16 protein-coding genes are annotated in these 23,036 nt (G+C 71.0%); 7 read left to right on the top strand and 9 right to left on the bottom strand.

All coding sequences use genetic code 11. From position 1 onward, the window contains the following. Positions 1-128: 128 nt before the first annotated feature. Positions 129-1,079, bottom strand: coding sequence for an NUDIX hydrolase (locus GUI43_RS28510; protein WP_112589272.1), 951 nt, complete (start codon positions 1,077-1,079; stop codon positions 129-131). A gap of 143 nt (positions 1,080-1,222) precedes the next feature. Here GUI43_RS28510 and GUI43_RS28505 point away from each other — a divergent pair, with 143 nt between their 5' ends. Then, the gene (locus GUI43_RS28505) at positions 1,223-1,612 is read left to right on the top strand and encodes a PspC domain-containing protein (RefSeq protein WP_112700178.1); all 390 of its coding nucleotides are present in this window, start codon (positions 1,223-1,225) and stop codon (positions 1,610-1,612) included. Positions 1,613-1,619: 7 nt separating this feature from the next. Here GUI43_RS28505 and guaA read toward each other — a convergent pair whose 3' ends face one another. Together guaA and GUI43_RS28495 are read right to left on the bottom strand one after the other, a co-directional pair. Further along, complete coding sequence (gene guaA, locus GUI43_RS28500) at positions 1,620-3,176, bottom strand: glutamine-hydrolyzing GMP synthase (protein ID WP_112700177.1); 1,557 nt, start codon at positions 3,174-3,176, stop codon at positions 1,620-1,622. Positions 3,177-3,242: 66 nt separating this feature from the next. Further along, positions 3,243-4,940 carry an FAD-dependent oxidoreductase gene (locus GUI43_RS28495; protein ID WP_112700176.1) on the bottom strand — a complete coding sequence of 566 codons (1,698 nt, stop codon included), beginning with the start codon at positions 4,938-4,940 and terminating at the stop codon, positions 3,243-3,245. Positions 4,941-5,085: 145 nt separating this feature from the next. On the opposite strand from GUI43_RS28495, the gene GUI43_RS28490 reads away from it, so the two are divergent. Continuing rightward, positions 5,086-6,204 (top strand): LCP family protein, encoded by a 1,119-nt coding sequence (locus GUI43_RS28490; protein WP_112605392.1) that lies wholly within the window; start codon positions 5,086-5,088, stop codon positions 6,202-6,204. A gap of 7 nt (positions 6,205-6,211) precedes the next feature. On the opposite strand, the gene GUI43_RS28485 is transcribed toward GUI43_RS28490, so the two are convergent. Next, positions 6,212-7,669: a M1 family metallopeptidase gene (locus tag GUI43_RS28485; protein WP_112700175.1), complete on the bottom strand. Its 1,458-nt coding sequence runs from the start codon at positions 7,667-7,669 to the stop codon at positions 6,212-6,214. Between the two features lie 110 nt (positions 7,670-7,779). Continuing rightward, complete coding sequence (locus GUI43_RS28480) at positions 7,780-9,201, bottom strand: M1 family metallopeptidase (RefSeq protein WP_112700179.1); 1,422 nt, start codon at positions 9,199-9,201, stop codon at positions 7,780-7,782. 323 nt (positions 9,202-9,524) lie between these two features. Here GUI43_RS28480 and GUI43_RS28475 point away from each other — a divergent pair, with 323 nt between their 5' ends. Together GUI43_RS28475 and GUI43_RS28470 are read left to right on the top strand one after the other, a co-directional pair. Beyond that, complete coding sequence (locus GUI43_RS28475) at positions 9,525-10,640, top strand: sugar phosphate isomerase/epimerase family protein (RefSeq protein WP_112589258.1); 1,116 nt, start codon at positions 9,525-9,527, stop codon at positions 10,638-10,640. Between the two features lie 215 nt (positions 10,641-10,855). Then, positions 10,856-14,173 carry a ThuA domain-containing protein gene (locus tag GUI43_RS28470; protein ID WP_170158795.1) on the top strand — a complete coding sequence of 1,106 codons (3,318 nt, stop codon included), beginning with the start codon at positions 10,856-10,858 and terminating at the stop codon, positions 14,171-14,173. A gap of 69 nt (positions 14,174-14,242) precedes the next feature. On the opposite strand, the gene GUI43_RS28465 is transcribed toward GUI43_RS28470, so the two are convergent. Then, the gene (locus GUI43_RS28465) at positions 14,243-15,361 is read right to left on the bottom strand and encodes a GuaB3 family IMP dehydrogenase-related protein (RefSeq protein ID WP_112589254.1); all 1,119 of its coding nucleotides are present in this window, start codon (positions 15,359-15,361) and stop codon (positions 14,243-14,245) included. 29 nt (positions 15,362-15,390) lie between these two features. Continuing rightward, entirely contained in the window at positions 15,391-16,953 is a 1,563-nt protein-coding gene (gene guaB / locus GUI43_RS28460) for an IMP dehydrogenase (protein WP_091406429.1), read from the bottom strand. A 186-nt stretch (positions 16,954-17,139) separates the two neighbouring features. Here guaB and GUI43_RS28455 point away from each other — a divergent pair, with 186 nt between their 5' ends. Beyond that, on the top strand, positions 17,140-17,559 hold the full coding sequence (locus tag GUI43_RS28455; protein ID WP_030337860.1) for a DUF5319 domain-containing protein: 420 nt from the start codon (positions 17,140-17,142) through the stop codon (positions 17,557-17,559). A gap of 211 nt (positions 17,560-17,770) precedes the next feature. On the opposite strand, the gene GUI43_RS28450 is transcribed toward GUI43_RS28455, so the two are convergent. Further along, positions 17,771-18,586: a helix-turn-helix transcriptional regulator gene (locus GUI43_RS28450; protein WP_112700173.1), complete on the bottom strand. Its 816-nt coding sequence runs from the start codon at positions 18,584-18,586 to the stop codon at positions 17,771-17,773. 253 nt (positions 18,587-18,839) lie between these two features. On the opposite strand from GUI43_RS28450, the gene GUI43_RS28445 reads away from it, so the two are divergent. Together GUI43_RS28445 and GUI43_RS28440 are read left to right on the top strand one after the other, a co-directional pair. Next, positions 18,840-19,223 carry a WhiB family transcriptional regulator gene (locus GUI43_RS28445; RefSeq protein ID WP_091406539.1) on the top strand — a complete coding sequence of 128 codons (384 nt, stop codon included), beginning with the start codon at positions 18,840-18,842 and terminating at the stop codon, positions 19,221-19,223. Between the two features lie 917 nt (positions 19,224-20,140). Beyond that, positions 20,141-20,701 (top strand): hypothetical protein, encoded by a 561-nt coding sequence (locus GUI43_RS28440; RefSeq protein WP_112700172.1) that lies wholly within the window; start codon positions 20,141-20,143, stop codon positions 20,699-20,701. Positions 20,702-21,278: 577 nt separating this feature from the next. Here the strand turns inward: GUI43_RS28440 and GUI43_RS28435 are convergent. After that, positions 21,279-22,964 carry a molybdopterin-dependent oxidoreductase gene (locus GUI43_RS28435; protein ID WP_112586500.1) on the bottom strand — a complete coding sequence of 562 codons (1,686 nt, stop codon included), beginning with the start codon at positions 22,962-22,964 and terminating at the stop codon, positions 21,279-21,281. Positions 22,965-23,036 lie beyond the last annotated feature (72 nt).

Here is a 23,036-nt window from a genome sequence, read left to right as displayed (position 1 = left end):
CCCTCCGGCCGTCAGCGGTGACGTCGCGGACGGTGGGTGCGAGGACCATATGGGCGTAGTTGCCCGGCGCGCGGCCGCCGGCGCGCGACGGCGCGGTGCGCTGCTGGGCCGTGCGGACTGGGCGGGGGTCAGGTGAGTTGGGCGGCTTGGACTGCTTCGGCGGTCACCTCGGTGAGGCGGTCGGTGGGGAGGGCGCCCAACTCCTCGCGGCCGAACCAGCGGGCCTCGCAGGTGGAGCCGCCCACGTCAGCCACGGTCAGTGGGTTGGGCTGGTCGACGACGACCCGGTAGAAGGCGCGTACGCCGTGCCAGTCGATCGGGTAGCCCTCGGGGCCGAGTGAGGCGGCGTCACGGTGGCTGGCGACGCCGAGCAGCTCGACGAGGCGGCCGGCCTGGCCGGTTTCCTCGATCAGCTCTCGGATGAGTGCCGCGCCGGGCTGTTCGCCGTAGTCGGTGCCGCCGCCGGGTAGGTGCCAGCAGCCGGCGCCGGGGTAGCCGTCGGAGATGCGGGTGAGCAGCACTCGGCCGGCGGGGTCGGTGCAGACCGCGTACGCGGCGAAGCGCTGGGCCCGGTGCAGCCCGTCGGGGCCGGGCACGGCGTAGAAGGAGGGGAATTCGGGTGCCTCGTCGGGCACCACGTCGGCCGAGGAGGCGGGCAGTCCGAGGGCGCGTGCGGTGAACGAGCGCAGCGGCAGCTCGCGGGCCTCGTCGAGGGTGTACCACCGGGCCAGGTCGGTGGGGCGCTCGCCGACCCGGTCGGCGAGGGTGCCGCCACGCACGGCCACCCGGTAGATCAGCCGGTCGGTGTGGATGGTGATGCCGCGGTCCGGTAGGGCGCGCATGTCGGCGAGCACGTCGGCCAGGCCGGAGACGGCGACGGAGAGGCCGGTTTCGGCGGCGGTTTCGCGAACGACTGTGTGGTTCGGGTCCTCGCCGTGGTCGACAGCCCCGCCGGGCAGCGACCACGCGCCGGGGGTGCCGGAGCGCTCCGATGCGCGGACCAGCAAGACTCGGCCGCTTGTATCAGCACAAACTGCGTATGCCGCGATCCTGCGGAGCGGCTTGAGCAAGGTGGTCACGGAAGCAAATTCTCCCCGGGCCGGGTTACCGGAACGGAAAAGAGTCGGATTCCTGACTATCTGGCCCCGGTCAGGGATTGGTCAGGGTAAGGATCCGGGCGGTCACCGAGGGCGGGCCGGGCGCCAGCGCGGACCGTGGGGGTATGACATCGACCACCGCTCCCCGTGCCCCGTACAAGCAGCTTCGGCGACCCACCACCGACCGCATGGTCGCCGGGGTCGCCAGCGGCGTCGGCCGCTACTTCGCCGTCGATCCCACACTGGTCCGCGTGATCTTCGCGGTCACCGGCCTGCTCACCGGTGGGCTCGCGCTGTTCGCGTACCCGATCATGTGGTTCCTGATGCCGGAGGAGCCCAGCGGCGCGCCGGCCTGGCCGCACGCCGCGGGCGTCTCGCCGCAGAACGGCCCGCCGCCCACCGCCGGGCCCGCGCCCGGCGGGCCACCGCAGGGGTACGCCTCGACGCCGCCCTACCCGCCGACGACCCCGTCCAGCACGCCGACGATCCCGTTCAGCCCACCGCCGGTGGCCTGAGTGGCGCTCACTCCCACTCGATGGTGCCCGGCGGCTTGCTGGTGACGTCCAGGACGACCCGGTTGACCTCGGCGACCTCGTTGGTGATCCGGGTGGAGATCCGGGCCACCACCTCGTAGGGCAGCCGGGACCAGTCGGCGGTCATCGCGTCCTCGCTGGAGACCGGGCGCAGCACCACGGGGTGCCCGTAGCTGCGCCCGTCTCCCTGCACGCCGACGCTGCGCACGTCGGCGAGGAGCACCACCGGGAACTGCCAGACGCCCCGGTCGAGGCCGGCGGCGGTCAGCTCCTCGCGGGCGATCAGGTCGGCCTGGCGGAGCAGGTCGAGGCGCTGCTGGTCGACCGCGCCGATGATGCGGATGGCGAGGCCGGGGCCGGGGAACGGGTGCCGCCAGACCATCGCCTCGGGCAGGCCCAGTTGGAGGCCGAGCGTCCGGACCTCGTCCTTGAACAGGGTGCGCAGCGGCTCGACCAGCGCGAACTTCAGGTCCTCCGGGAGGCCGCCGACGTTGTGGTGACTCTTGATGTTGGCGGTGCCGGTGCCGCCGCCGGACTCCACCACGTCGGGGTAGAGGGTGCCCTGGACGAGGAACTCGACGTCGCCGTGTGCGGCGATCTCGCGGGCCGCGGCCTCGAAGACCCGGATGAACTCCCGACCAATGATCTTGCGCTTCTGCTCCGGGTCGGTCACCCCGGCGAGCGCTCCGAGGAACCGGTCGGTGGCGTCGACCACCTTCAGCTTGATGCCGGTGGCGCTGACGTAGTCCTTCTCCACCTGCTCGGCCTCGCCTGCGCGCAGCAGACCGTGATCGACGAAGACGCAGGTGAGCTGGTCACCGACGGCCTTGTGCACGAGCGCCGCGGCGACCGCCGAGTCCACCCCGCCGGAGAGGCCGCAGATGACCTCCTTGTCGCCGATCTGGGCGCGGATCCGGGCGACCTGCTCGTCGATGATGTTCTCGGGAGTCCAGGTCGGCTCGATGCCGGCGATGTCGTAGAGGAAGCGGGTCAGCATCTCCTGGCCGTGCGCGGTGTGCCCGACCTCCGGGTGGAACTGCACGCCGGCCCGGCGGCCGGCCAGGTCCTCGAATGCGGCGACCGGCGCGCCCGCCGACTCGGCGGTCACCGTGAAGCCCTCTGGCGCCTCGGTGACGCAGTCGCCGTGGCTCATCCAGACCGGCAGGTCCGCGGGCAGGTCACGCAGCAGCACACCGGGGTCGAGGAGGCGGGGGCGTAGCGGGGTGCCGCCGTACTCACGGTTGCCGGTCCTGGTGACCGTGCCGCCGAGCGCCTGGGCCATCGCCTGGAAGCCGTAGCAGATGCCGAAGACCGGCACGTCGGCGCTGAAGACGCCCGCGTCGATCTGCGGCGCGTCCGGGGCGTAGACGCTGGCCGGACCACCGGAGAGGATGATCGCGGCGGGGTTCTTTGCCAGCATCTCGGCGATCGGCATCGAGTGCGGCACGATCTCGGAGTAGACCTTCGCCTCACGGACCCGGCGGGCGATGAGCTGGGCGTACTGGGCTCCGAAGTCCACCACGAGGACGGGGCGAGGCAGGCTCATGTGCACGAAGCCTACCGACAGTCACGGCCGCTGCCGGCACCGGCTCGCCGTGGCGGCCGGCGGGGATCAGGAACGCAGCGCACCCGGGGCGTCCGCCGGGACCGCCGGCTTGCGCGGAGGTACGGGCGACAGCCGGCGGTACGGGGAGCCGAGCGCCGGGCGGGGGTCCTTGTCGCCCTTGTTGGGCCAGAAGGACATCGCCCGTTCCGCCTGTGCGGTGATCGTCAGGGAGGGGTTCACGCCCAGGTTGGCCGAGACGGCCGCGCCGTCGACCACGTGCAGCCCGACGTGCCCGTACACCCGGTGCCAGGGGTCGATCACCCCGTCGGCCGGGGTGGCCCCGATGACCGCCCCGCCCAGGATGTGCGCGGTCATCGGGATGTCGAAGGGTTCGGTGAGTGAGCCGCCGGGGGTGCCGCCGATCTCGTCGGCGAGCATCCGGGCGGCGGTGTTGCCGGCGGGTATCCAGGTGGGGCTGGGCGTGCCGTGGCCCGGGCCGGTGACCAACCTGCGGCCGAGCGGGCCACGCCGCCACCGGGTGGTCAGCGAGTTGTCCACTGACTGCATGACCAGGGCGATCACCGTCCGTTCCGACCAGCCGCGTACCGACAGCATCCGCGCCGCCAACCGGGGCTGCCGCACGATGCTGCCCAGCCAGCGGCGTACCCGGTGCGGGCCGCCGTCGACCAGCAGCGACTGGAGCAGCCCCATCGCATTGGAGCCCCGCCCGTAGCGGACCGGCTCGATGTGGGTCTGCGGGTCGGGGTGGAACGAGCTGGTGATGGCCACCCCTTCGGTGTAGTCCAACCGCTCGGACCGGGCCCGTTGGCGGGGCACCGAGGCACCGAGGATCGCCTCCGAGTTGGTGCGGGTCAGCTCGCCGAGGCGGTGCGAGAGCCCGGGTAGCGCACCGTCGGCCCGCATCCCGTGCAGCAGCCGCTGGGTGCCGAGCGCCCCGGCGGCGAAGACCACCTGGTCGGCGTGGATGACCTGCCGACCCTTGCGCAGCCAGGCGCCGGTGCGTTCGGTGTGCACCTCGTACCCGCCGCCGTCGGCGGGCCGGACGGCGGTCACGGTGGTCAACTGGCGGACCGTGACCCCGAGCCGTTCGGCGAGCCAGAGGTAGTTCTTGACCAGCGTGTTCTTCGCCCCGTGCCGGCAGCCGGTCATGCACGATCCGCAGTGCAGGCAGCCGGTGCGTTCCGGGCCGGCGCCGCCGAAGTACGGGTCGTCGACCCGCTGGCCGGGACGGCCGATGTGCACGCCCACCGGGGTGGCGTGGAAGGTGTGCCCCACCCCCATCCGCTCGGCCACCGCGCGCATGGCGCGGTCCGCGCCGGTGTGCATCGGGTACGTGGTGACGCCGAGCATCCGTTTCGCCTGGTCGTAGTGGTGGGCCAACTCGTCGCGCCAGTCGGTGATGTCCCGCCACTGCGGGTCGCTGTAGAAGGCCGGCAGCGGTTCGTAGAGGGTGTTCGCGTAGACCAGCGAACCGCCGCCCACCCCGGCGCCGGAGAGCACCAGCACTCCGCCGCCGGATCGTCTGTCGGCCGGGCGGAGCAGGGTGAGCCGTTGGATGCCGTAGCAGCCCAGCTTCGGTGCCCAGAGGAACCGGCGGACCCGCCAGGACGTTCGCGGGAACTCGTCGTCGGCAAAGCGGCGGCCGGCTTCCAGCACCGCGACCGAGTAGCCCTTCTCGGCCAGTCGGAGCGCGGTGACGCTGCCGCCGAAGCCGGACCCGATGACGACCACGTCGTACCGCATGGACGCATCATTACTCGCGAGTAGCGCTCGCGCCAGCGGCACTTTTCGCGCGATCATGCTCCGGCCGACCGACCCGGCGTCTCCCGGCCGCAACCCGGAGCACCCGTCGGAGCGTTGTTCACCAGACGGGTGGAAGGAATCCAGGATGGTTCTCGGGTCGATGGCTCCGCGCCGACGGTGGCTGCTGCTGGGGTTGGCGGCCCTCGCCGTCGTCGCGCTGATCGCGGCCGGCACTGTGGTGATCACCCGGCTGACCGGGAACGACAAGCCGGGCGGCCCTCCGGTGGCCGGCTCACCGACTCCGTCACCGGTCGGCACGCCGACCCCCAGCCCCAGCGGTCCACCGCCGGGAGCGGACATCACCGGCCCGCTCAACCTGCTACTGGTCGGTGTGGACACCCGGGTCAGCGTGCCCGGCTGGGAGCCGCACTCGGACGCCGTGCTGGTGCTGCACGTACCCAAGGGGTTGGATCGGGCGTACCTCTTCTCACTCCCCCGCGACCTGGTGGTGGACATCCCGGCGTTCCCGAAGGCCGGCTACAAGGGCGGCAAGACCAAACTCACGCACGCGATGAGCTTCGGCAGCCGGGTGCCGGGCAAACCCAAACAACCCAGCACCCCCCAGGGGTACGAGCTGCTGCGCAGCACGGTCAGCGGCTACACCGGGCTGCGCATCGACGCCGGCGCGGTGCTCACCTTCAACGGGTTCGACCGGCTGGTGAACGCCCTGGGTGGGGTGGACATCTACGTCGACCAGCGGGTCGAGTCGCTGCACCGCCGACCGGACGGCAAGTACCGGGAGAGCGCGCCCGGCGGCTACAAGGGGCCGCAGCAGGTGTACGAGAAGGGCGAGCAGCACCTCAACGGCTGGCAGGCGCTGGACTACTCGCGGCAGCGCTACATCACCGGCGGCGACTACGCGCGGCAGCGGCACCAGCAGCAGCTGATCCGGGCGATGACCCGCAAGATTCTGGACGAGGGCCTGGCCCGGCAACCCGAGCGCGTCGACCAGGTGGTCTCCGCGCTGGGCGACACGCTGGTCTACGTGGGCGGGCGCCGGATCGTGGACATCGCGTACGCCCTCAGTGGCCTGCCGGAGAACCGTTTCACGCTGGTCGGGCTGCCCGGCTCCGGTGTCGGCAAGGGCAGCGCCTACCGGGGCGAACAGCTGACCAGCGAGGGCCGGAAATTCCTCACCGAACTCCGCGCCGGCCGTGCCGACGCCTACCTGGCCGCCCACCCCGCCCTGGTCGTCAAGAACTGACCGCCGCTCAGAGCCGCTTGGGCAGGGCCGGCTTCTTGGTGCCGTAGAGCCAGGCGTCGAAGATCGCGTCGAGCTGCTTGCCGGAGATCCGCTCGGCCAAGGCCACGAACTCGGGCGTGGTGGCGATGCCGTCGCGCTTCTCCGCCGCCCAGGTCTTGAGGATCTCGAAGAACGCCTTGTCGCCGACGGTCACCCGCAGGGCGTGCAGGGTCATCCCACCGCGCTGGTAGACCGACTCGCTGAACAGCTTCTCCACGCCCGGCTTGCCCGGCGGTGTCCTCCACACCTGCGCGGACATCTCGGCGTAACGCCTGTCGAACGCCTCCTTGGCGGTGTACTCCTTGGTGTGCTCGGCCCAGAGCCACTCCGCGTACGTCGCGAAGCCCTCGTTGAGCCAGATGTCCTCCCACTTGGCCAACGCGACGCTGTCGCCGAACCACTGGTGCGCCAGCTCGTGGGCGACGACCTCGGTGTTCTCGCCCTGCCGGAAGAAGCTCGCCGCGTAGACCGGTCGGCTCTGCGTCTCCAGGGCGTACGAGATCCGGCTGTCGGAGATCACCACCCCGCCGTACGCGCCGAACGGGTACGGCCCGAACACACTCTCCAGGTAGTCGGCCACGGCGACGGTCTGCGCGATGGACGCGTCCGCGTTCCCCTTGGCCTCGGTGGTGGTGACCGCGTTGTAGACCGGCCGGCCCTTGTGCTCGCCGGTGGTGATCCGGAACTTGCCGATCACCAGGGTGCTCAGATAGCTGGCCATCGGCGACTTCTCCGACCACTTCCAGGTGGTCCAACCGCCCGAGCTGGTCTTGCCGCCGGGAACGCCGTTGCTGATCGCGGTCAGGCCGTCCGGAACGGTGACCTCGAAGTCGTAGGCCGCCTTGTCCGACGGGTGGTCGTTCACCGGGAACCAGGTACTGGCCGACTCGGGCTGACCCAGCGCGATGGCACCGTCGGCGGTGTGCAGGAAGCCGCCGTCACCGAGCGTCTCGTTCCTCAGCGGCTTCGGCTTGCCCGCGTAGGTGATCTCGGCAACGAACCCATTGCCGTTGATGAGTCCGGAAGCCGGCTTGATCACCAACTCGTTCCGCTTGCGGCTGTGGGTCGCCGGAACGCCGTCCACTGTGACGGCGCTGACGGTCAGACCGGCCAGGTCGAGGTTGAACGTCGACAGGTCGGCCGTCGCGGTGGCCCGGACTGTGGTCGTACCCGTCAACTGGTCCTTGGCTGGGTCGTAGCGCACCTTCACCGTGTACCGCGCGACGTCGTAGCCGCCGTTGCCGTAGGTCGGGAAGTAGGCGTCGCCGACCCCGTCGGCGCCCGCTGTGAACGTCCGCCCCGGCGTGGGGGACGCGCTCGGTGGTAGGGCCGTCTCCGGGCCGGCCGAGTCGCATCCGGACAGTGCGAGCGCACCGGTCACCAGCAGGCCGGCAGCCACTCGCAGTCTGCGCCGCGTCCCCCGCATCCCACACCCTTTCCGCACGGTGGCCGGTCACGGCCTCCGCCGTCCCGCACGAACGGGCGCCTACCCGCCGTTCGCAGGCGGCAGCATATCGACCGGGCGGCGGGGCCGGGTCACGGCAGTGTGGGGGCCGACCCACCCACCAACCAGGCGTCGAAGAGGGGACGCAGTTGCCGCTCGGCGACCCGCTCGGCCAGCGCGACGAGGTCCGCGGTGGTCGCGTTACCCGCCGCCCGCTCGGTGGTCCAGGTACGCAGGATGCGGAAGAAGAGGTCGTCACCGACGGTCCGGCGCAACGCGTGCACGGCGAGCGCCCCGCGCTTGTAGACGGCCGAGCCGAACATCTGCTCTCGGCCCGGCTCGACCGACGGCTGCGTCCAGTCGGTCGCCGCGTACTGGATCTCGAAGTTGCGCTGGGCGGTCCGGCCGCCGTCGTGCTCCTCCCACAGCCACTCGGCGTAGCTGGCGAAGCCCTCGTTGAGCCAGATGTCGCTCCACCTGGTCAGCGACACGCTGTCACCGAACCACTGGTGCGCCAGCTCGTGCGCGACGACGCTCGGGTTCGGCCGGTCGTCGGCGAAGAAGCCGGGCCCGTAGACCGGCCGGGACTGGGTCTCCAGCGCGTACCCGATCCGGTCGTCGGCGATCACGATCCCCCCGTACGAGTCGAACGGGTACGGGCCGAAGCGGCTGGCCAGGAAGTCGACGATCGCGCCGGTGCGGGCCAGCGAGGTGGCCGCGCCGCCGGTCGCCGGCAGGCTCGCGGCCACCGCCGTGACCATCGGCCGGCCGGCGTGCGTGCCGGTCACCACCCGGTAGTCACCGATCACGAGTGTGCTCAGGTAGCTGGCCATCGGGGCGCGCTCCGACCAGCGCCAGGTGGTCCAGCCGTCGGCGCTGCTCTTCGGCCCGGGTACGCCGTTGCTCAGCGCGGCCAGTCCGTCCGGGACGGTCACCGCCAGGTCGTAGGTGGCCTTGTCCGACGGGTGGTCGTTGACCGGGAACCAGGTGGCGGCCGAGTCGGGTTGGCCGAGCGCCACCGCGCCGTCGGCGGTGTGCAGGAAGCCGCCGCTGCCCAACGCCCCGTCGTCGACGGCCGTGGGGACTCCCGCGTACTCGACCGTCACTGTGAACTGCCGACCGCGCGGCAGTCCGTCGCGGGGGGTCACCACCAGCTCGCCGTCGCCGCGCCGGTGCTCGGCCGGCGCGTCACCCACGCTGACCGCGCGGACCTCCAGGCCGACCAGGTCCAGGTTGAACCGGGACAGGTCCTGGGTGGCGGTGGCCGTGATGACGGCTCGTCCGGTCAGCCGGTCGGTCGACGGGTCGTAGCGGACGTCGAGGCCGTAGTGCCCGACGTCGTAACCGCCGTTGCCGTGCCCCGGCACGTACGGGTCGCCGACGTCGGCGGCGCCGGGCCGGAAGCCGTCGCGGTCGCCGGTACAACCGGTGGCGGCCAGCCCGATCGCGCAGGCCAGCACGGCGACGACGGCGGCCAACCGACTGCCGGCCGATCTCCGTCCGGTCCGGACCATGCACACCCCCTGCGGTACCTCCGGTCAGGAAGAGCGTAGTCAGCGCCACCGGCCACGCAGCCCGTATCGACGATCATCAGTGACTTTCGTTGAATCAAGCAAAAGTTACCGTCGATCGATACTTTCTTTCGACTTCGACCGACGTTAGTGTCTGTCTCCAAGATGTAACGTGCTCGGCACATTCAAACCGATCACGGCCGGGACGACACCCCTCCGTCCTGGCCCAACACACGCAACGGGCGCTCGGCGGCGCCCCGCGACCGGATCTCGTCGCCCTCTGCTGATCGTCATCGACGGCAACCGCCGTCGCGAAAGGTGGAACCATGCCAGACCACACCGCCCCCGACGCCACCCCCACCGGCCGGCTCAGCCGCCGGTCCCTGCTCGCCGCCTCCGCCGGGGCCGCCGCCGCGATCGGCGCGGCCGGCCTACCCGTCCTCGCCACCGGCACCCCGGCGCTCGCCAACCCCGGCAACGCGAGCAAGCTGCGGGTCGAGCCGCTGATCCCGGCCAAGAACCGCGGCATCATCCTCTACAGCGTCCGCGACCGGATCACCGCCGCGCCCGACGACAGCGGAGTGCCGTACGGCTTCGAGCGCGTCCTCGCTCGACTCGCCGAAATCGGCTACAAGGAGATCGAGTTCGCCGGCTACACCCAGAGCACCGAGATCCTCGGTCGGCAGATCACCCCCGCCGAGATCCGCAAGATCCTCGACGACAACGGTCTGGTGGCCAACGGCACCCACGCCTCGATCCAGCCGGCCACCTTCCAGCAGCAGTTGGACATCGCCGAGGAACTCGGCATGAAGAACATCGGCACCGGCAGCGACCCGACCAGCAGCGCGTACAAGGCCGAGTGGGACGCCGCCGCGGACATCTGGAACGAGCTGGGCCGGCAGGCCCGAGCCCGGGGGATGCGGCTCTACACGCACAACCACGACGCCGCGTACAACTTCCTGATCGACCGGGGCCCGCGCGACGCCCAGGGCCGGCAGACCCGGTCCTCCGGCATCCGCCGACTGGAGTACTTCTTCGAGATCACCGACCCGCGGTACGTCTTCTTCGAGCTGGACATCTACTGGGCCTACGTGGCCCGCTACAAGCACCAGAAGTACGTAAACCCGGCCGGCCAGGAGGTGACCGACCTGTTCGACCCGATCCTCACCGTGGCCGACCGGACCACCCGGTTCCCGCTCTTCCACGCCAAGGACGGCGACCGGGACACCAGCGTCCCCAACGGTTACCAGATGACCCCGCTGGGTGAGGGCGACCTCAACTTCCAGCAGTTCTTCCAGACCATCGGCGAGCGCAACTTCCACCACGCCAACTGGGAGATGGACACCGCCCCCGGCGGCGCCGAGAACAGGGGCCAGTCGCTGGACTTCGCGGCGACCAGCTACCGCAACATGTCCGACCTGACCATCTACGTCGACAAGTGATCCCCGGCGCGACCGGTGTCCAGCGGACACCGGTCGCGCCCCCCTCCGCCGGCCACCGCGCCGGCTCTCGGTGACGGGGCCGATCGACACCGGCCCCTTCACCCCGCGCCTCCCGTACGGCGACGGGACGCGCCCGGTCCATCCCCCACGCAGACGTGCTGCCGGCCCTCCACGGGCTGGGGATGCCGCGCGTCTGCCGACCACCGGAGGAACCGATGCCCCGACCGACCGGACGACGATGGTTCGCCGTCGCCGCTGGACTGATCCTCACCATCCCCCTCACCTCCGCCGTCCCCGCGACCGCCGCACCGACAGACGACGTGGCCCCGACCACGCCGACCGTGGCGGAGAACGGACCAGCCGCGCTGCGCTCGACCGCACGTGCCCCGCAGACCTACCGGGTGCTGGTCTTCACCAAGACCGCCGGTGAGCGTCGCGCGTCCATTCCCGACGGCGTCGAGACCATCCGGCAACTGGCCCAGGCGAGCGACTTCACCGTCACGGTGAGCCGGGACGCCGCCGTCTTCACCGCCGGCGAGCTGGCGAAGTACCGTGCTGTCGTCTTCCTCAACACCACCGGCGACGTGCTCAACGCCAGCCAGGAAGCGGCCTTCGAGGCGTACGTCAAGGCCGGCGGCGGTTACGTGGGCGTGCACGCGGCGGCCGAGACCGAGCCGGACTGGGCCTTCTACCAGGACCTGGTCGGCGCGAAGGTCGCCAGCGCCTCACCGGCCGTCCGTGGCGTGGTGGACGTGGCCGACCGGGCCCACCCGGCCACCGAGACGTTGCCGCGCACGCTCACCCTCACCGAGGAGTGGTACAACTTCAGCCGCAACGTCCGGGGCACCGCGCACGTGCTGGCCACTGTCGACGAGAAGACCTACGCCGGTGGCGCGATGGGATACGACCACCCGGTCACCTGGTGCAAGGACCACCAGGGTGGCCGCTCCTTCTACACCGGGCTCGGGCACAGCATCGAGACGTACCGCTCGGCGAGGTTCCGCGAGCACCTGCTCGGTGGTATCCAGTGGTCCGCCGGCGTGGTCGAGGGCGACTGCGGCGCCACGGTGCTCGGCAACTACGAAAAGGTCACCCTCAACGACGACCCGGGCGAGCCCATGTCGCTGGCCGTGCTCCCCGACGGCCGGGTGCTGCACAACACCCGGGGCGGTGAGGTGCGGCTCTACGACCCGGCCACCGGCGCCAGCCCGGTCATCACCACAGTGGACGTGTACCAGCACGACGAGGACGGCCTCCAATCGGTTGCCATCGATCCGGATTTCGCGACCAACAAGTGGGTCTACATCTACTACGCGCCGAGGCTGAACACCCCGGTCGACGACCCGGCCACTCCCGGAGTCAACGAGGGCGACGCTCCCGCCACCTCCACCGACCCCACAGTGTGGAACAAGTTCAAGGGCTACAACCAGCTCTCCCGGGTGAAGTTGGTGGACTCCCCCACCCCACACCTGGACATGAGCACCGAGCAGCAGATCCTCCGGGTGGACGTGGACCGCGGCATCTGCTGCCACGTCGCCGGCGAGATCAAGTTCGACGGCAGAGGTCTGCTTTACCTGATCACCGGGGACGACACCAACGCCGGTGGCTCCGACGGCTACACCCCGATCAACGAGTCACCCACCCAGGGCCCTGGCTACGACGCGCAGCGCTCCGCTGCGAACACCAACGACCTGCGCGGGAAGCTGCTGCGAATCAAGGTGCGGGCCAACGGCACGTACACCGTCCCCAACGGCAACCTCTTCCCCGAGGAGAACGACACCGCCGGGAAGACCCGGCCGGAGATCTTCCTGATGGGGCTGCGCAACCCCTTCCGGTACGACGTGGACGCCAAGGGCATGGTCTACGTCGGCGACTACTCGCCGGACTCCCGCGTCCCCAACGCCGCCCGGGGACCCGACGGCACCGGCCGTTGGTTCGCCACCAACAAGGCCGGCAACTACGGTTGGCCCTACTGCTACTCACCGAGCCTGCCGTACATCGACTTCGACTTCGTGACCCGCACCTCGGGAGCCCCGTTCAACTGCGGCGCCCCGGTCAACGACTCACCGCGTAACACCGGCCTGCGGGTCCTGCCGAAGGTTGAGCAGCCGCAGTTCTGGTACACGTTCGACGCGCGTACCCCGTGTGCCGGGTCGTACCTGGAGACCCCGGCGGCCGGCTGCGACTTCAAGTGGCCGGTGATCGGCACCGGCGGCGTCGGCCCGATGGGCGGCCCGATCTACTCGTACGATCCGGCGTCGACGTCAGAGGTGAAGTTCCCCGAGTACTACCAGAACGCGGTGGTGTTCGGTGAGTTCACCCGAGACAAGATGTTCATGATGCGCACCGACGGCCGGGGCACCCTGACCGGCGTCGAGCAGTTCCTGCCGGGCGTCGTCTTCGACAACCCGATGGACATGGAGTTCGGCCCCGACGGCTCTCTCTACCTGCTGGAGTACGGCGACGGCTTCTTCCGCGCCAACCCGGACGCACAGCTGTCCGTGATCCGGTACGTCAAGGGCAAGCGATCTCCGGTGGCGAAACTCGACGCCACCCCGACGTCGGGAACCGCGCCGCTGACCGTGCGGTTCTCCTCAGCGGGCAGCTACGACCCCGACCCGGGCGAGTCCATCTCGTACGCCTGGGACTTCACCAGCGACGGCACCGTCGACTCGGCCGACCCCAACCCGTCGTTCACCTACACCGCCAACGGGACGTACACCGCGAAGCTGACGGTGACCGACTCCAGCGGGAAGACGGCGGTCCTCACCAAGGAGATCGTGGTCGGCAACACCGCGCCCACGGTGACCGTCACCTCCCCGGTGTCCGGCAGCTTCTTCACCTGGGGCGAGACCGTGCCGTTCACCGTCACGGTGACCGACCCGGAGGACGGGCCGGTGGACTGCGCACGGGTGACAGTCACCTTCGTCCTCGGCCACGACAGCCACGGCCACCCGGACAGCTCCACGACCGGCTGCACCGGCACCCTCGCCACCCCTGCCGACGGCGGCGACCACGCCGGTGGCTACCTGTACGGCGGGATAAGCGCCTCCTACACCGACCTCGGCGGTGGCGGCCAGGCCGCACTCACCACGGTCGGCCAAGCGATCATCCAGACCCCTCGTCAGCAGGCCGAAAACGCCCAGGTGAGGCAGGGTGTGGAGGTGGCGACCACCGGCGACACCGGCGGCGGCCAGCATGTCAGCGGCATCGACCCGGGCGACCACGTCGCCTTCGACCCGATCAACCTGGGCGGGGTGTCCACCGTGACACTGCGGCACTCGGGAGGCTCGGCGGCCACCGCCGGCACCCCCCGAGCCGGGGTGGAGCTAAGACTTGACTCGCCGACCGGTCCGGTCGTCGCCACGGCGGCGCTGAACGCAACCACGGGCAACTCCGCCTTCACCAGCACCACCGTGCCGGTGGACCAGCCCGCCGGAGCGCACCGGCTCTACCTGGTCTTCACCGCCGTACCCGGCGGCCCGACCAGCGGCCTCGCCAACCTGAACTGGGTCGAGTTCACCGAGGGCTGACACCCCCGGTACGACGAAGGCCGGCCCCGCAGTGTTGCGGGGCCGGCCTTCCGGCGTCTGACGGATCGGTCAGCGGTCGAGGACCAGACCGACCTTCTGGAACTCCTTCAGGTCACGGTAGCCACACTTGGCCATCGCCCGACGCAGCCCACCGAACAGGTTGAGCTGGCCGTCGGCCTCGTCGGCCGGCCCGAAGAGCAGCTGCTCCATCGACCCGAGCGGCTCACCGGAGACCTCGAAGGCACCCCGGGGCAGCGACGGGTGGCTCGCCGCCGAGTGCCACCAGGCACCACCGGCGGGGGCCTCGTCGCAGAGCGACAGCGGCTCACCGAGCATCACCGCGTCCGCGCCGCAGCCGAGCGCCTTGGCGATGTCGCCCGAGGTCTGGATGTCACCGTCGGCGATCAGGTGCACGTAACGGCCGCCGGTCTCGTCCAGGTAGTCACGGCGGGCCGCCGCGGCGTCGGCGATCGCGGTGGCCATCGGCACCCGGATGCCCAGCACCGACTCGGTGGTCGACCACTCGTCGCCACCGATGCCCACGATCACGCCGGCCGCGCCGGTACGCATCAGGTGCAGCGCCGTCTTGTAGTCGGTGCAGCCACCGACGATCACCGGCAGGTCGAGGTCGGCGATGAACTCCTTGAGGTTCAGCGGCTCATCGGTGGTCGACACGTGCTCGGCCGAGACGATGGTGCCCTGGATGACCAGGATGTCCACTCCGGCGTCCAGGATCACCGGCGCCAGCGCGAGGGTGTGCTGCGGGGAGACCCGCACCGCCACCGTGCTGCCACCGGCGCGCAGCTCGCGGACCCGCTCCGCGATCAGGTCCGGGCGGATCGGCTCGGCGTACACCTCCTGGAGCCGCTTGGTGGCGCGGGCCTCCTCGTCGAGGCCGGCCAGCTCGTCCAGCACCTTGGTCGGGTTCTCGTAGCGGGTCCAGAGCCCCTCGACGTTGAGCACGCCGAGGCCGCCGAGCTGACCGAGCCGCACCGCCGAGGCCGGGCTCATGGTGGCGTCGGAGGGGTGGCCGACGCACGGAATGCCGAACGGGTACGCGTCGAGCTGCCAGGACGTCGAGACGTCGTCGACGTCCCGGGTACGGCGGCTCGGCACGATGGCGATGTCGTCCAGGTGGTAGCCGCGCTGCGCGGTCTTGCCCAGCCCGATCTCGACCACGTCACGCATGGGGGACTCCAGGTGGTTGGGGTGTTGGATCAGCGGGTGTGGTAGTTGGGCGCCTCGACGGTCATCTGGATGTCGTGCGGGTGGCTCTCCTTCAGACCAGCCGCGGTGATCCGGATGAGCTGGCCCCGGCGGTGCAGATCGGGGATGTTCTCCGCACCGGCGTACCCCATGGCCAGCCGCAGCCCGCCGACCAGCTGGTGGGCGACCCGGGACAGCGGCCCCCGGTAGGGCACCTGACCCTCCACGCCCTCGGGGACCAGCTTGTCGTCGCTGAGCACGTCCTGCTGGAAGTAACGGTCCTTGCTGTACGACTTGGCCTGACCCCGGGACTGCATCGCGCCGAGCGACCCCATCCCGCGGTACGTCTTGAACTGCTTGCCGTTGACGAAGATCAACTCGCCGGGGCTCTCCTCGCAGCCGGCCAGCAGGCTACCGAGCATCACCGTGTCGGCGCCGGCCACCAGGGCCTTGGCGATGTCGCCGGAGTACTGGATGCCGCCGTCGCCGATCACCGGCACGCCGGCCGGACGGGCGGCCCGGGCGGCCTCCATGATCGCGGTCACCTGCGGCACGCCGACGCCGGCGACAATTCGGGTGGTGCAGATCGCGCCCGGCCCCACGCCCACCTTGACGCCGTCGGCGCCGGCGTCGACAAGCGCCTTCGCGCCGGCGTACGTGGCCACGTTGCCGCCCATGATGTCGACCGTCACGTCGGCCTTGAGCCGGCGGACCATGTCCAGCACGGCCCGCTGGTGACCGTGCGCGGTGTCCACGATCAGCACGTCGACGCCCGCGTCGACCAGGGCACGGGCCCGCTTGTACGCGTCCTCGCCCACACCGATGGCGGCGGCGACCCGCAGCCGGCCGGCGTCGTCCTTGCTGGCGTCCGGGTACTGCTCGCTCTTGGTGAAGTCCTTGACGGTGATCAGGCCACGCAGCCGGCCCGAGTCGTCGACGATCGGCAGCTTCTCGACCTTGTGCTGACGCAGCAGCGCCAGGGCGTCGTCCTTGCTCACCCCGACCCGCGCGGTGACCAGCGGGGTGTGAGTCATGATCTCGCGAACCGGAGTGTTCGGCTCAGAGACGAAACGCATGTCCCGGTTGGTGACGATGCCGACCAGCTGGCCGTCGCCGTCCACCACCGGAACGCCGGAGATGCGGTAACGCCCACACAGCTCGTCGACCTCGCGCAGCGTGTCGTCCGGGCTGGCGGTCACCGGGTTGGTGATCATGCCGGACTCGGAGCGCTTCACCAGGTCGACCTGGAGGGCCTGGTCCTCCAGGGAGAGGTTGCGGTGCAACACGCCGATGCCGCCCTGGCGGGCCATGGCGATCGCCATCCGGGCCTCGGTCACCGTGTCCATCGCGCTGGACAGCAGCGGAATGGACAACTCAATGTTGCGGGTGAGCTTCGTCCGGGTGTTGACCCGGCTGGGCACCACGTCCGACTCGCCCGGCTGGAGCAGCACGTCGTCGAAGGTGAGGCCGAGCGGAACCACCCGGGCGGAGCCGGCCGGCAGCTCGGGCAGGTGGCCGCCCAGGTCGGCGTGCTCGACGCCGGCCGGAAGATCGGTGCTGGGCGAATTTTCCACGATTGCTCCCCTGAGCTGCTCGGATGGGCTTCAGCGAGGTGGCGCGGGCGGGCACCGGAGCGCGCCACGATGCCGGCACGTCGCCTCATCGTACCCAGTGAGCTGGGCGACCCGTCCGTGGCAGGCCGGGCCGGCGCGGAGGCCGGGGGGCGGACGTTCGCACCGCGTTGGGTCTACGGTGAGGGGGTGCACGACGAGCCCATCGACCCGTTCAATGGCGACCCGGCCGATCCGACCGCGGGTCTGGATGACCCGGGCGATGACGCGACGCCGGATCCGCTGACCGACGTCGAGCGGCAGGATGTGCTGGAAGACCTCGCTGACCTGGAGATTTACCAGGCTCTGCTGGCCCCGATCGGGGTTCGCGGGCTGGTGATCGAATGCGAGGACTGTCGCGAGCCGCACTACTTCGACTGGGACCTGCTCCGCGGCAACCTGCGGCACCTCCTCAACTCGGGCCGCCCCCGGGTTCACGAGCCCGCCTACGACCCCGACCCGGATCACTACGTGACCTGGGACTACGCCCGGGGGTACGCGGACGGGGTGCACGACACCCTGTCCGAGGGCACCGAGGACGAGCCGGGCGCCCCGACCGCCACCAAGTGACACCGCCGCGCAGCTGCGCGGCGTACCCCTGGTCTCGCGTGGCCTGCCCCCGCTGACCCCCCGGCGGATGCCCCGCTGCCGCGCGGCGTACCCCGGCTGCGCGGGCGTGCCTTGCGGCGTACCGCGCGCTTCCGCGCAGCGTTGCCCGGCTGCGTGGCGTACGGCGTACCCCGCTTCCGGCGGCGTGCCCTGCGGCGGCGCGGCGCGTTTGTCAGGCCACCAGACCGGCGCGGAAGCCCGCCGCCACCGCGTGCGCCCGGTCCCGGGCACCAAGCTTGCGGAACAACCGGCGGGCGTGCGTCTTGACGGTGTCCTCCGAGACGAACAACTCCCGGCCGATCTCCGCGTTGCTCTTGCCCTCGGCCATGCCGAGCAGCACCTGAAGCTCACGCTCGGTGAGGCCGATCGACGCCCGACTGGGTCGGGCGTTCGGGGCGGGACGGCCCGGGTCGGTCTGCGCCGGCGACTCGCCGGTCCCCGCCTCCGCCTCGTCATCGCCCCGCTGCACCGGCACCGACGCCACCCCGGCCGGCCCGTCGGCGGCTGCGGCCGCCCAACCGGGCTCACCGGAACCGCGCGGCGACGGCCCGGAGCGGCCGGAACCAACCACCGCCGCCGCATCGCGGGCCGGATCGGTGATCCGCTGGCGGGAGGCCCGGCCAGGCGCGGTGAGCAGCAGTAGCGCCTTCGCCACCGCGCTGGTCAGGTCATGGTCGACATTCTGGATCAGCCCCCGGGCGCCGGCGCTGATGGTGGCCGCCGCGGCCTCGGACTCCTCAGTGCCGAGCAGCAGCACCGCCGCCTGCGGCGCACGCGCCAACACCCGGCGGACGAAGCCGGCGCTGTCCGGCCGGGTGAGGGCCGTGTCGGCCAGGACCACGTCGGCCGGTCGCTCGGCCAGCCGCAGCATCACCTCGGGATCAGAGACGGCGGTACGAACGATCGCGGACAACCCCAGCCGCGCGGCAGCAGAAGTAAGGTGCTGGGCCGCGAGTGGTGTCCGAACGCACACAAGAACGGTACGCACTGTGGTCTCCTCTCCGCCAACGAGCAGACCATGACGCGGTCGGCTGGGGAGGGGGTTCCCGGCAATCCTTCGAACTTTTCCGACAGATGGGGCAAAAGCCGCAATTTCCCGGACGTTTTCGATCACACACGTGTGAGTTGGCGACAGCCCGGGTACCGGGAGATCCAGGCCGGGAACGGTGCGCCTGCGCGGCCCGCCGCCCGGACGCCGGCCATAAGGATTCTCGCGGAGCCGCGCGGGAGGAGGGGTGCTGATGTCGAACGTACGTAGACTGCCCGGACCCATCGTCGATCTCTGGGACTGGCAGCGACTCGGTGCCTGCCGAGGGCGCGACAGCGCCCAGTTCTTCCACCCCGACGGTGAGCGTGGTTCTTCCCGGTTGCGTCGCGAGTCCGCCGCCAAGTCGGTCTGCCGCGCCTGCCCGGTTCGCGCCGAGTGCGCCGCGCACGCCCTGTCGGTACGGGAGCCCTACGGCGTCTGGGGTGGTTTCAGCGAGTCGGAGCGCCTGCGACTGCTCGCCGTCGGCTGGGAGGACCTGGCCGACCGCCGGCACGCCCGGGTCGACGTCGCACGGCTGGAAGCCCGCCTGGGCCGCCCGCACAAGTCGACAGTTCCGGCCCAACGCAACGTCGCCTGACCCGACGCGTCCCCAACATCCGCGAAACCGTGTCCCCGCCCCTGGGGGTGCGGTTTCGCGCGTTTCGTACGGTTGCGTGGCTTCGCATGACCTGACTCCACCTGCCACCTGCGGCCGCCGCGGCCGCGGTCGCCGCCATGCGGCCACCGCCGCCACCGCCGCCAAACGGCCGCCACCGGCCACCGCCACCGCGGCCACCGCCTACGCCTACGCCTACGCCTACGCCTACGCCTACGCCTACGCCTACGCGGCCATGATCAACACGAGTTCCTTGATGTCGGGGCATCCCGTCCGTCCGGACACCGCGATTTCAATGATTTGGAGTGGATCAAGCCGACTGTGCGGCCTGGGGGGCAAGCAGAGACGCGCGCTGGGCTGTTTTGCCCCCGTCCGGGGCATTCAAGGTCGGTGCGGAGCTAGGCTTATGCGAGGTATGCGGCCTTGTGTGGTGACCGGCTACACCCCTGGGCCGGAATCATGGCCGGGCGGGGGTCGTTACACACCCTGACGATCGCAGCACCGCCCGGCCCGCGCCCCGCCCCACGGGGCTGTCGCGCAGGTTGGAATGCCGGCCTCCGCCCGGTCGTTACAGTCCCCACGAACGATCGCAGGCACCGCCACGATGAGGGTGCCGGCAGGTCAGCCACCCCGGAATGACTCCGACCCCCGGGTCGTTGCAGTCCCCACGACCGACCGCAGCCGTCGCCTCGTTGAGGGTGCTGATGGATGGGCCAACCCCGGAATGACCCCGGCCCGCCGGTCGTTACACAGGGACCCGGCGCCACGAGCCCCCCGCTCGTAGGCAGCCGACCCCAAGACTTTCCCCCTTTGTTAGTGCAGCGCCGGACGAGGTGCTCACACCCTGCCGCCGCCCCCCTGGTGGTCGGGTGTTTCCTACCCCCGAAGGAGCTACCCCCATGAACACGATCTTCCGTAAGAGCATGTTGTCTGTTGCTGGTCTCGCGTTCGCCGGTGGTGTGTTCGCCGGTCCGATCGCCGCGCACGCCAACCCGGTCGATGCCAAGCCGGTCGCGGTGGCTGTGCAGTCGGCAGCGCCGAAGCCGCAGGGCGAGCAGTCCCACATCAGCCTCAACGACGAGCAGACCGCCAACGTCAAGGCGATCATCGCCGCCACGAAGAAGGCCGGTCTCCCGGAGCGGGCCGCGGTCATCTCGATCGCGACGAGCCTGCAGGAGTCGAAGCTGGAAAACCTGGGCCACCTGGGCGACATGAACGACCACGACTCGCTGGGCCTGTTCCAGCAGCGCCCGTCCAGTGGTTGGGGTACGCCGGAGCAGATCACGAACCCGGAGTACTCGACGACCGCGTTCCTCAAGGGCCTGAAGCAGGTTGACGGGTGGCAGGACATGCCGCTGACCGACGCCGCGCAGACCGTGCAGGTATCGGCCTACCCGGACGCCTACGCCCAGTGGGAGCAGCAGGCCACCGACCTGGTCGGCCAGCACTGGAACAGCTGACCCCGCACCACAGCAAGCCAGCACCACCGACGACCGCGCCAAGGCAGCACCGCACACAGCACCACAGCACGACACCGACCGCTGCCGGCACCCGCAACCCGGGGTGCCGGCAGCGGTCTTTCTGCTGCCACCGATCGCCCGGCGCCACCCGCCAGCCAGCCGCCGTTCGCCGATCGCCGGCAGGGGACGCCGGCCACCGGGCTGGGCACACAGGCCACGGGGCTGCGGACGCCGAACTAGCCCGACCAGAGGCGGATGAAGTCGAACAACCGACTTCGCTCGCAGATCTTGGACAGTTTCCGTTCGGCGCTAACGGAAACTGTCCAAGATCTGCATGCACTCCGGCTATCACCGGTCACTCAGCTGGTCCGCCGACCCGAACGGCAGGTTGCGAAAGTTCACACGCCAGGTCGCGGACACAGCCCACCAACCCGCAGGCCGGGTCGCGGACACAGCTACCGGCCCACAGGCCAGCTCACGCGACAAGCAGCCCACCGACCCCGCAGGGCACGTCGCCAAACACAGCGCGCCGGTACAGGCGCGGACACAGCCCGGGGCGGCGACGCCACGCCGTGGATCAGCGGACAGTGACGGTGATCGTGTGCCAGCCGGTGGCCCCGTCCGGGACGACGTCCTGCGTACGTTCGGTCTGGGTTTCACCTGTCGCGTCGGTCGCGCGGACCTGGAGCCGGTGCTCGCCCGGTGTGGCGTCCCACCGCCAGGACCACTGCACCCAGGTGTCCACCGACACGGTCGGGGCCAGCGCGGCTTCCTGCCACGGGCCGTCGTCGACGCGTACCTCGACGCGGCTGATGCCCCGGTGCTGCGCCCAGGCCACACCGGCGACGGTGACCGGGCCGGTGGTCAGCCGGTTACGACCGCGGGGCGTGTCGATCCGGGACTGGGTCTTGATCGGTCCCTGGGCGGACCAGCCGCGCGGCACCCAGTACGCGTCGAAGTCGGCGAACCGGGTCAGCTCCAGTTCGGTCACCCATTTGCAGGCCGACACGTAGCCGTAGAGGCCCGGCACCACCACTCGGACCGGGAAGCCGTGCTCGACCGGCAGCGGCTCGCCGTTCATCCCGACGGCCAGCAGCGCGTCCCGTCCGTCGCGCAGCGCGGCGGTGGGGGTGCCGCAGGTCCAGCCGTCGACCGACCGGCCGACGACCTGGTCGGCGTCGTCGTCCGGCTCGACCTCGTCCAGCAGTTCCCGCAGGGGTACGCCGAGCCACAGGGCATTGCCGATCAGGTCCCCGCCCACCTCGTTGGAGACGCAGGCCAGCGTGACGTACCGCTCGACCAGCGGTCGGGCCAGCAGATCCGCGTAGCTGTAGGTGCGTTCCCTGCCGACCCGTCCGTGGATCCGCAGCCGCCAGGTGTCCGGGTCGACCTGGGGCACCACCAGCGCAGTGTCGATCCGGTAGAACCCGAAGTTCGGGGTGACGTACGGCGCGAGCTGCGTCAGTGAGAGGTCCGCGCCCGCCGGTACGGCCGGTGCGGGGGCGACCGGCGAGGGCAGGCGGATCGCGTCGCGGGCTGCGGACACGCCGCGCCGCCCCGCCAGCCACCGCCCACCCAGACCGGCCACCACGGCCGTGCCGAGCAGCACCCCGCTGCCGGTGAGGAAACGGCGCCGCGACTCCGGGTCCACTTCGGCAGGCCCGGCCGGTTCGACCGCCGCCGTCGGCCCGGCGGGAGTCACCGGCACCGGCCCTGCCGGGGACACCGGCACCGACTCGCCGGGCGACACCGCGCCAGCCGGCGACACCGGACCAGCGGAGGACACCGGGCCAGCCGGCGGCGTGGGTGGTGACCATGTCCAGGGGTCCAGCTCGAACGGTCCGCCGATGAACAGCCAGAGCACCAGGGCGCCGAGACCGGCGCCGACCAGGGACGGCAGCGCGTCGGCGAGGTCAGCGCCGGAGCGGGTCAGCGCGGCGGCCACGCCGATGGCGCCGAACGCGGCAATGCCGGCCAGGCCGAGTGCCAACCGGCGGACCGCCAGTACGCCGAAGAGCGCGGCGAAGCCTCCCAGCAACACGGCCGTGCCGACCAGCAGCGCGATCTTGTCGGCGGTGCCGAAGAGGTCGATGGCGAGTTGCTTCAGCGACTCGGGGACGGCGTCGACGATGACCCCGCCGACCGCGACCAGGGGCGCCGACCGGGGACCGGTCAACACCGCGACCGGTTCGGCTATCCCGATCGCAACGGCGGCGGCGGTGATCCCGGCCAACGCGGCATACCGCCGTGACGTGGTGCTCATCGGCCCAGTGTGCGCGATCATCTCGGCCGGTCGCCAACAACGTCAGCGTTCGGTAATGACCTACCAGCCCGC

The sequence above is a fragment of the Micromonospora noduli genome, from assembly GCF_003264365.1.
Lineage (GTDB): Bacteria > Actinomycetota > Actinomycetes > Mycobacteriales > Micromonosporaceae > Micromonospora > Micromonospora noduli.
Note: the sequence above shows the minus strand (reverse complement) of the source record. Positions and strands in the feature narration are given on the sequence as shown.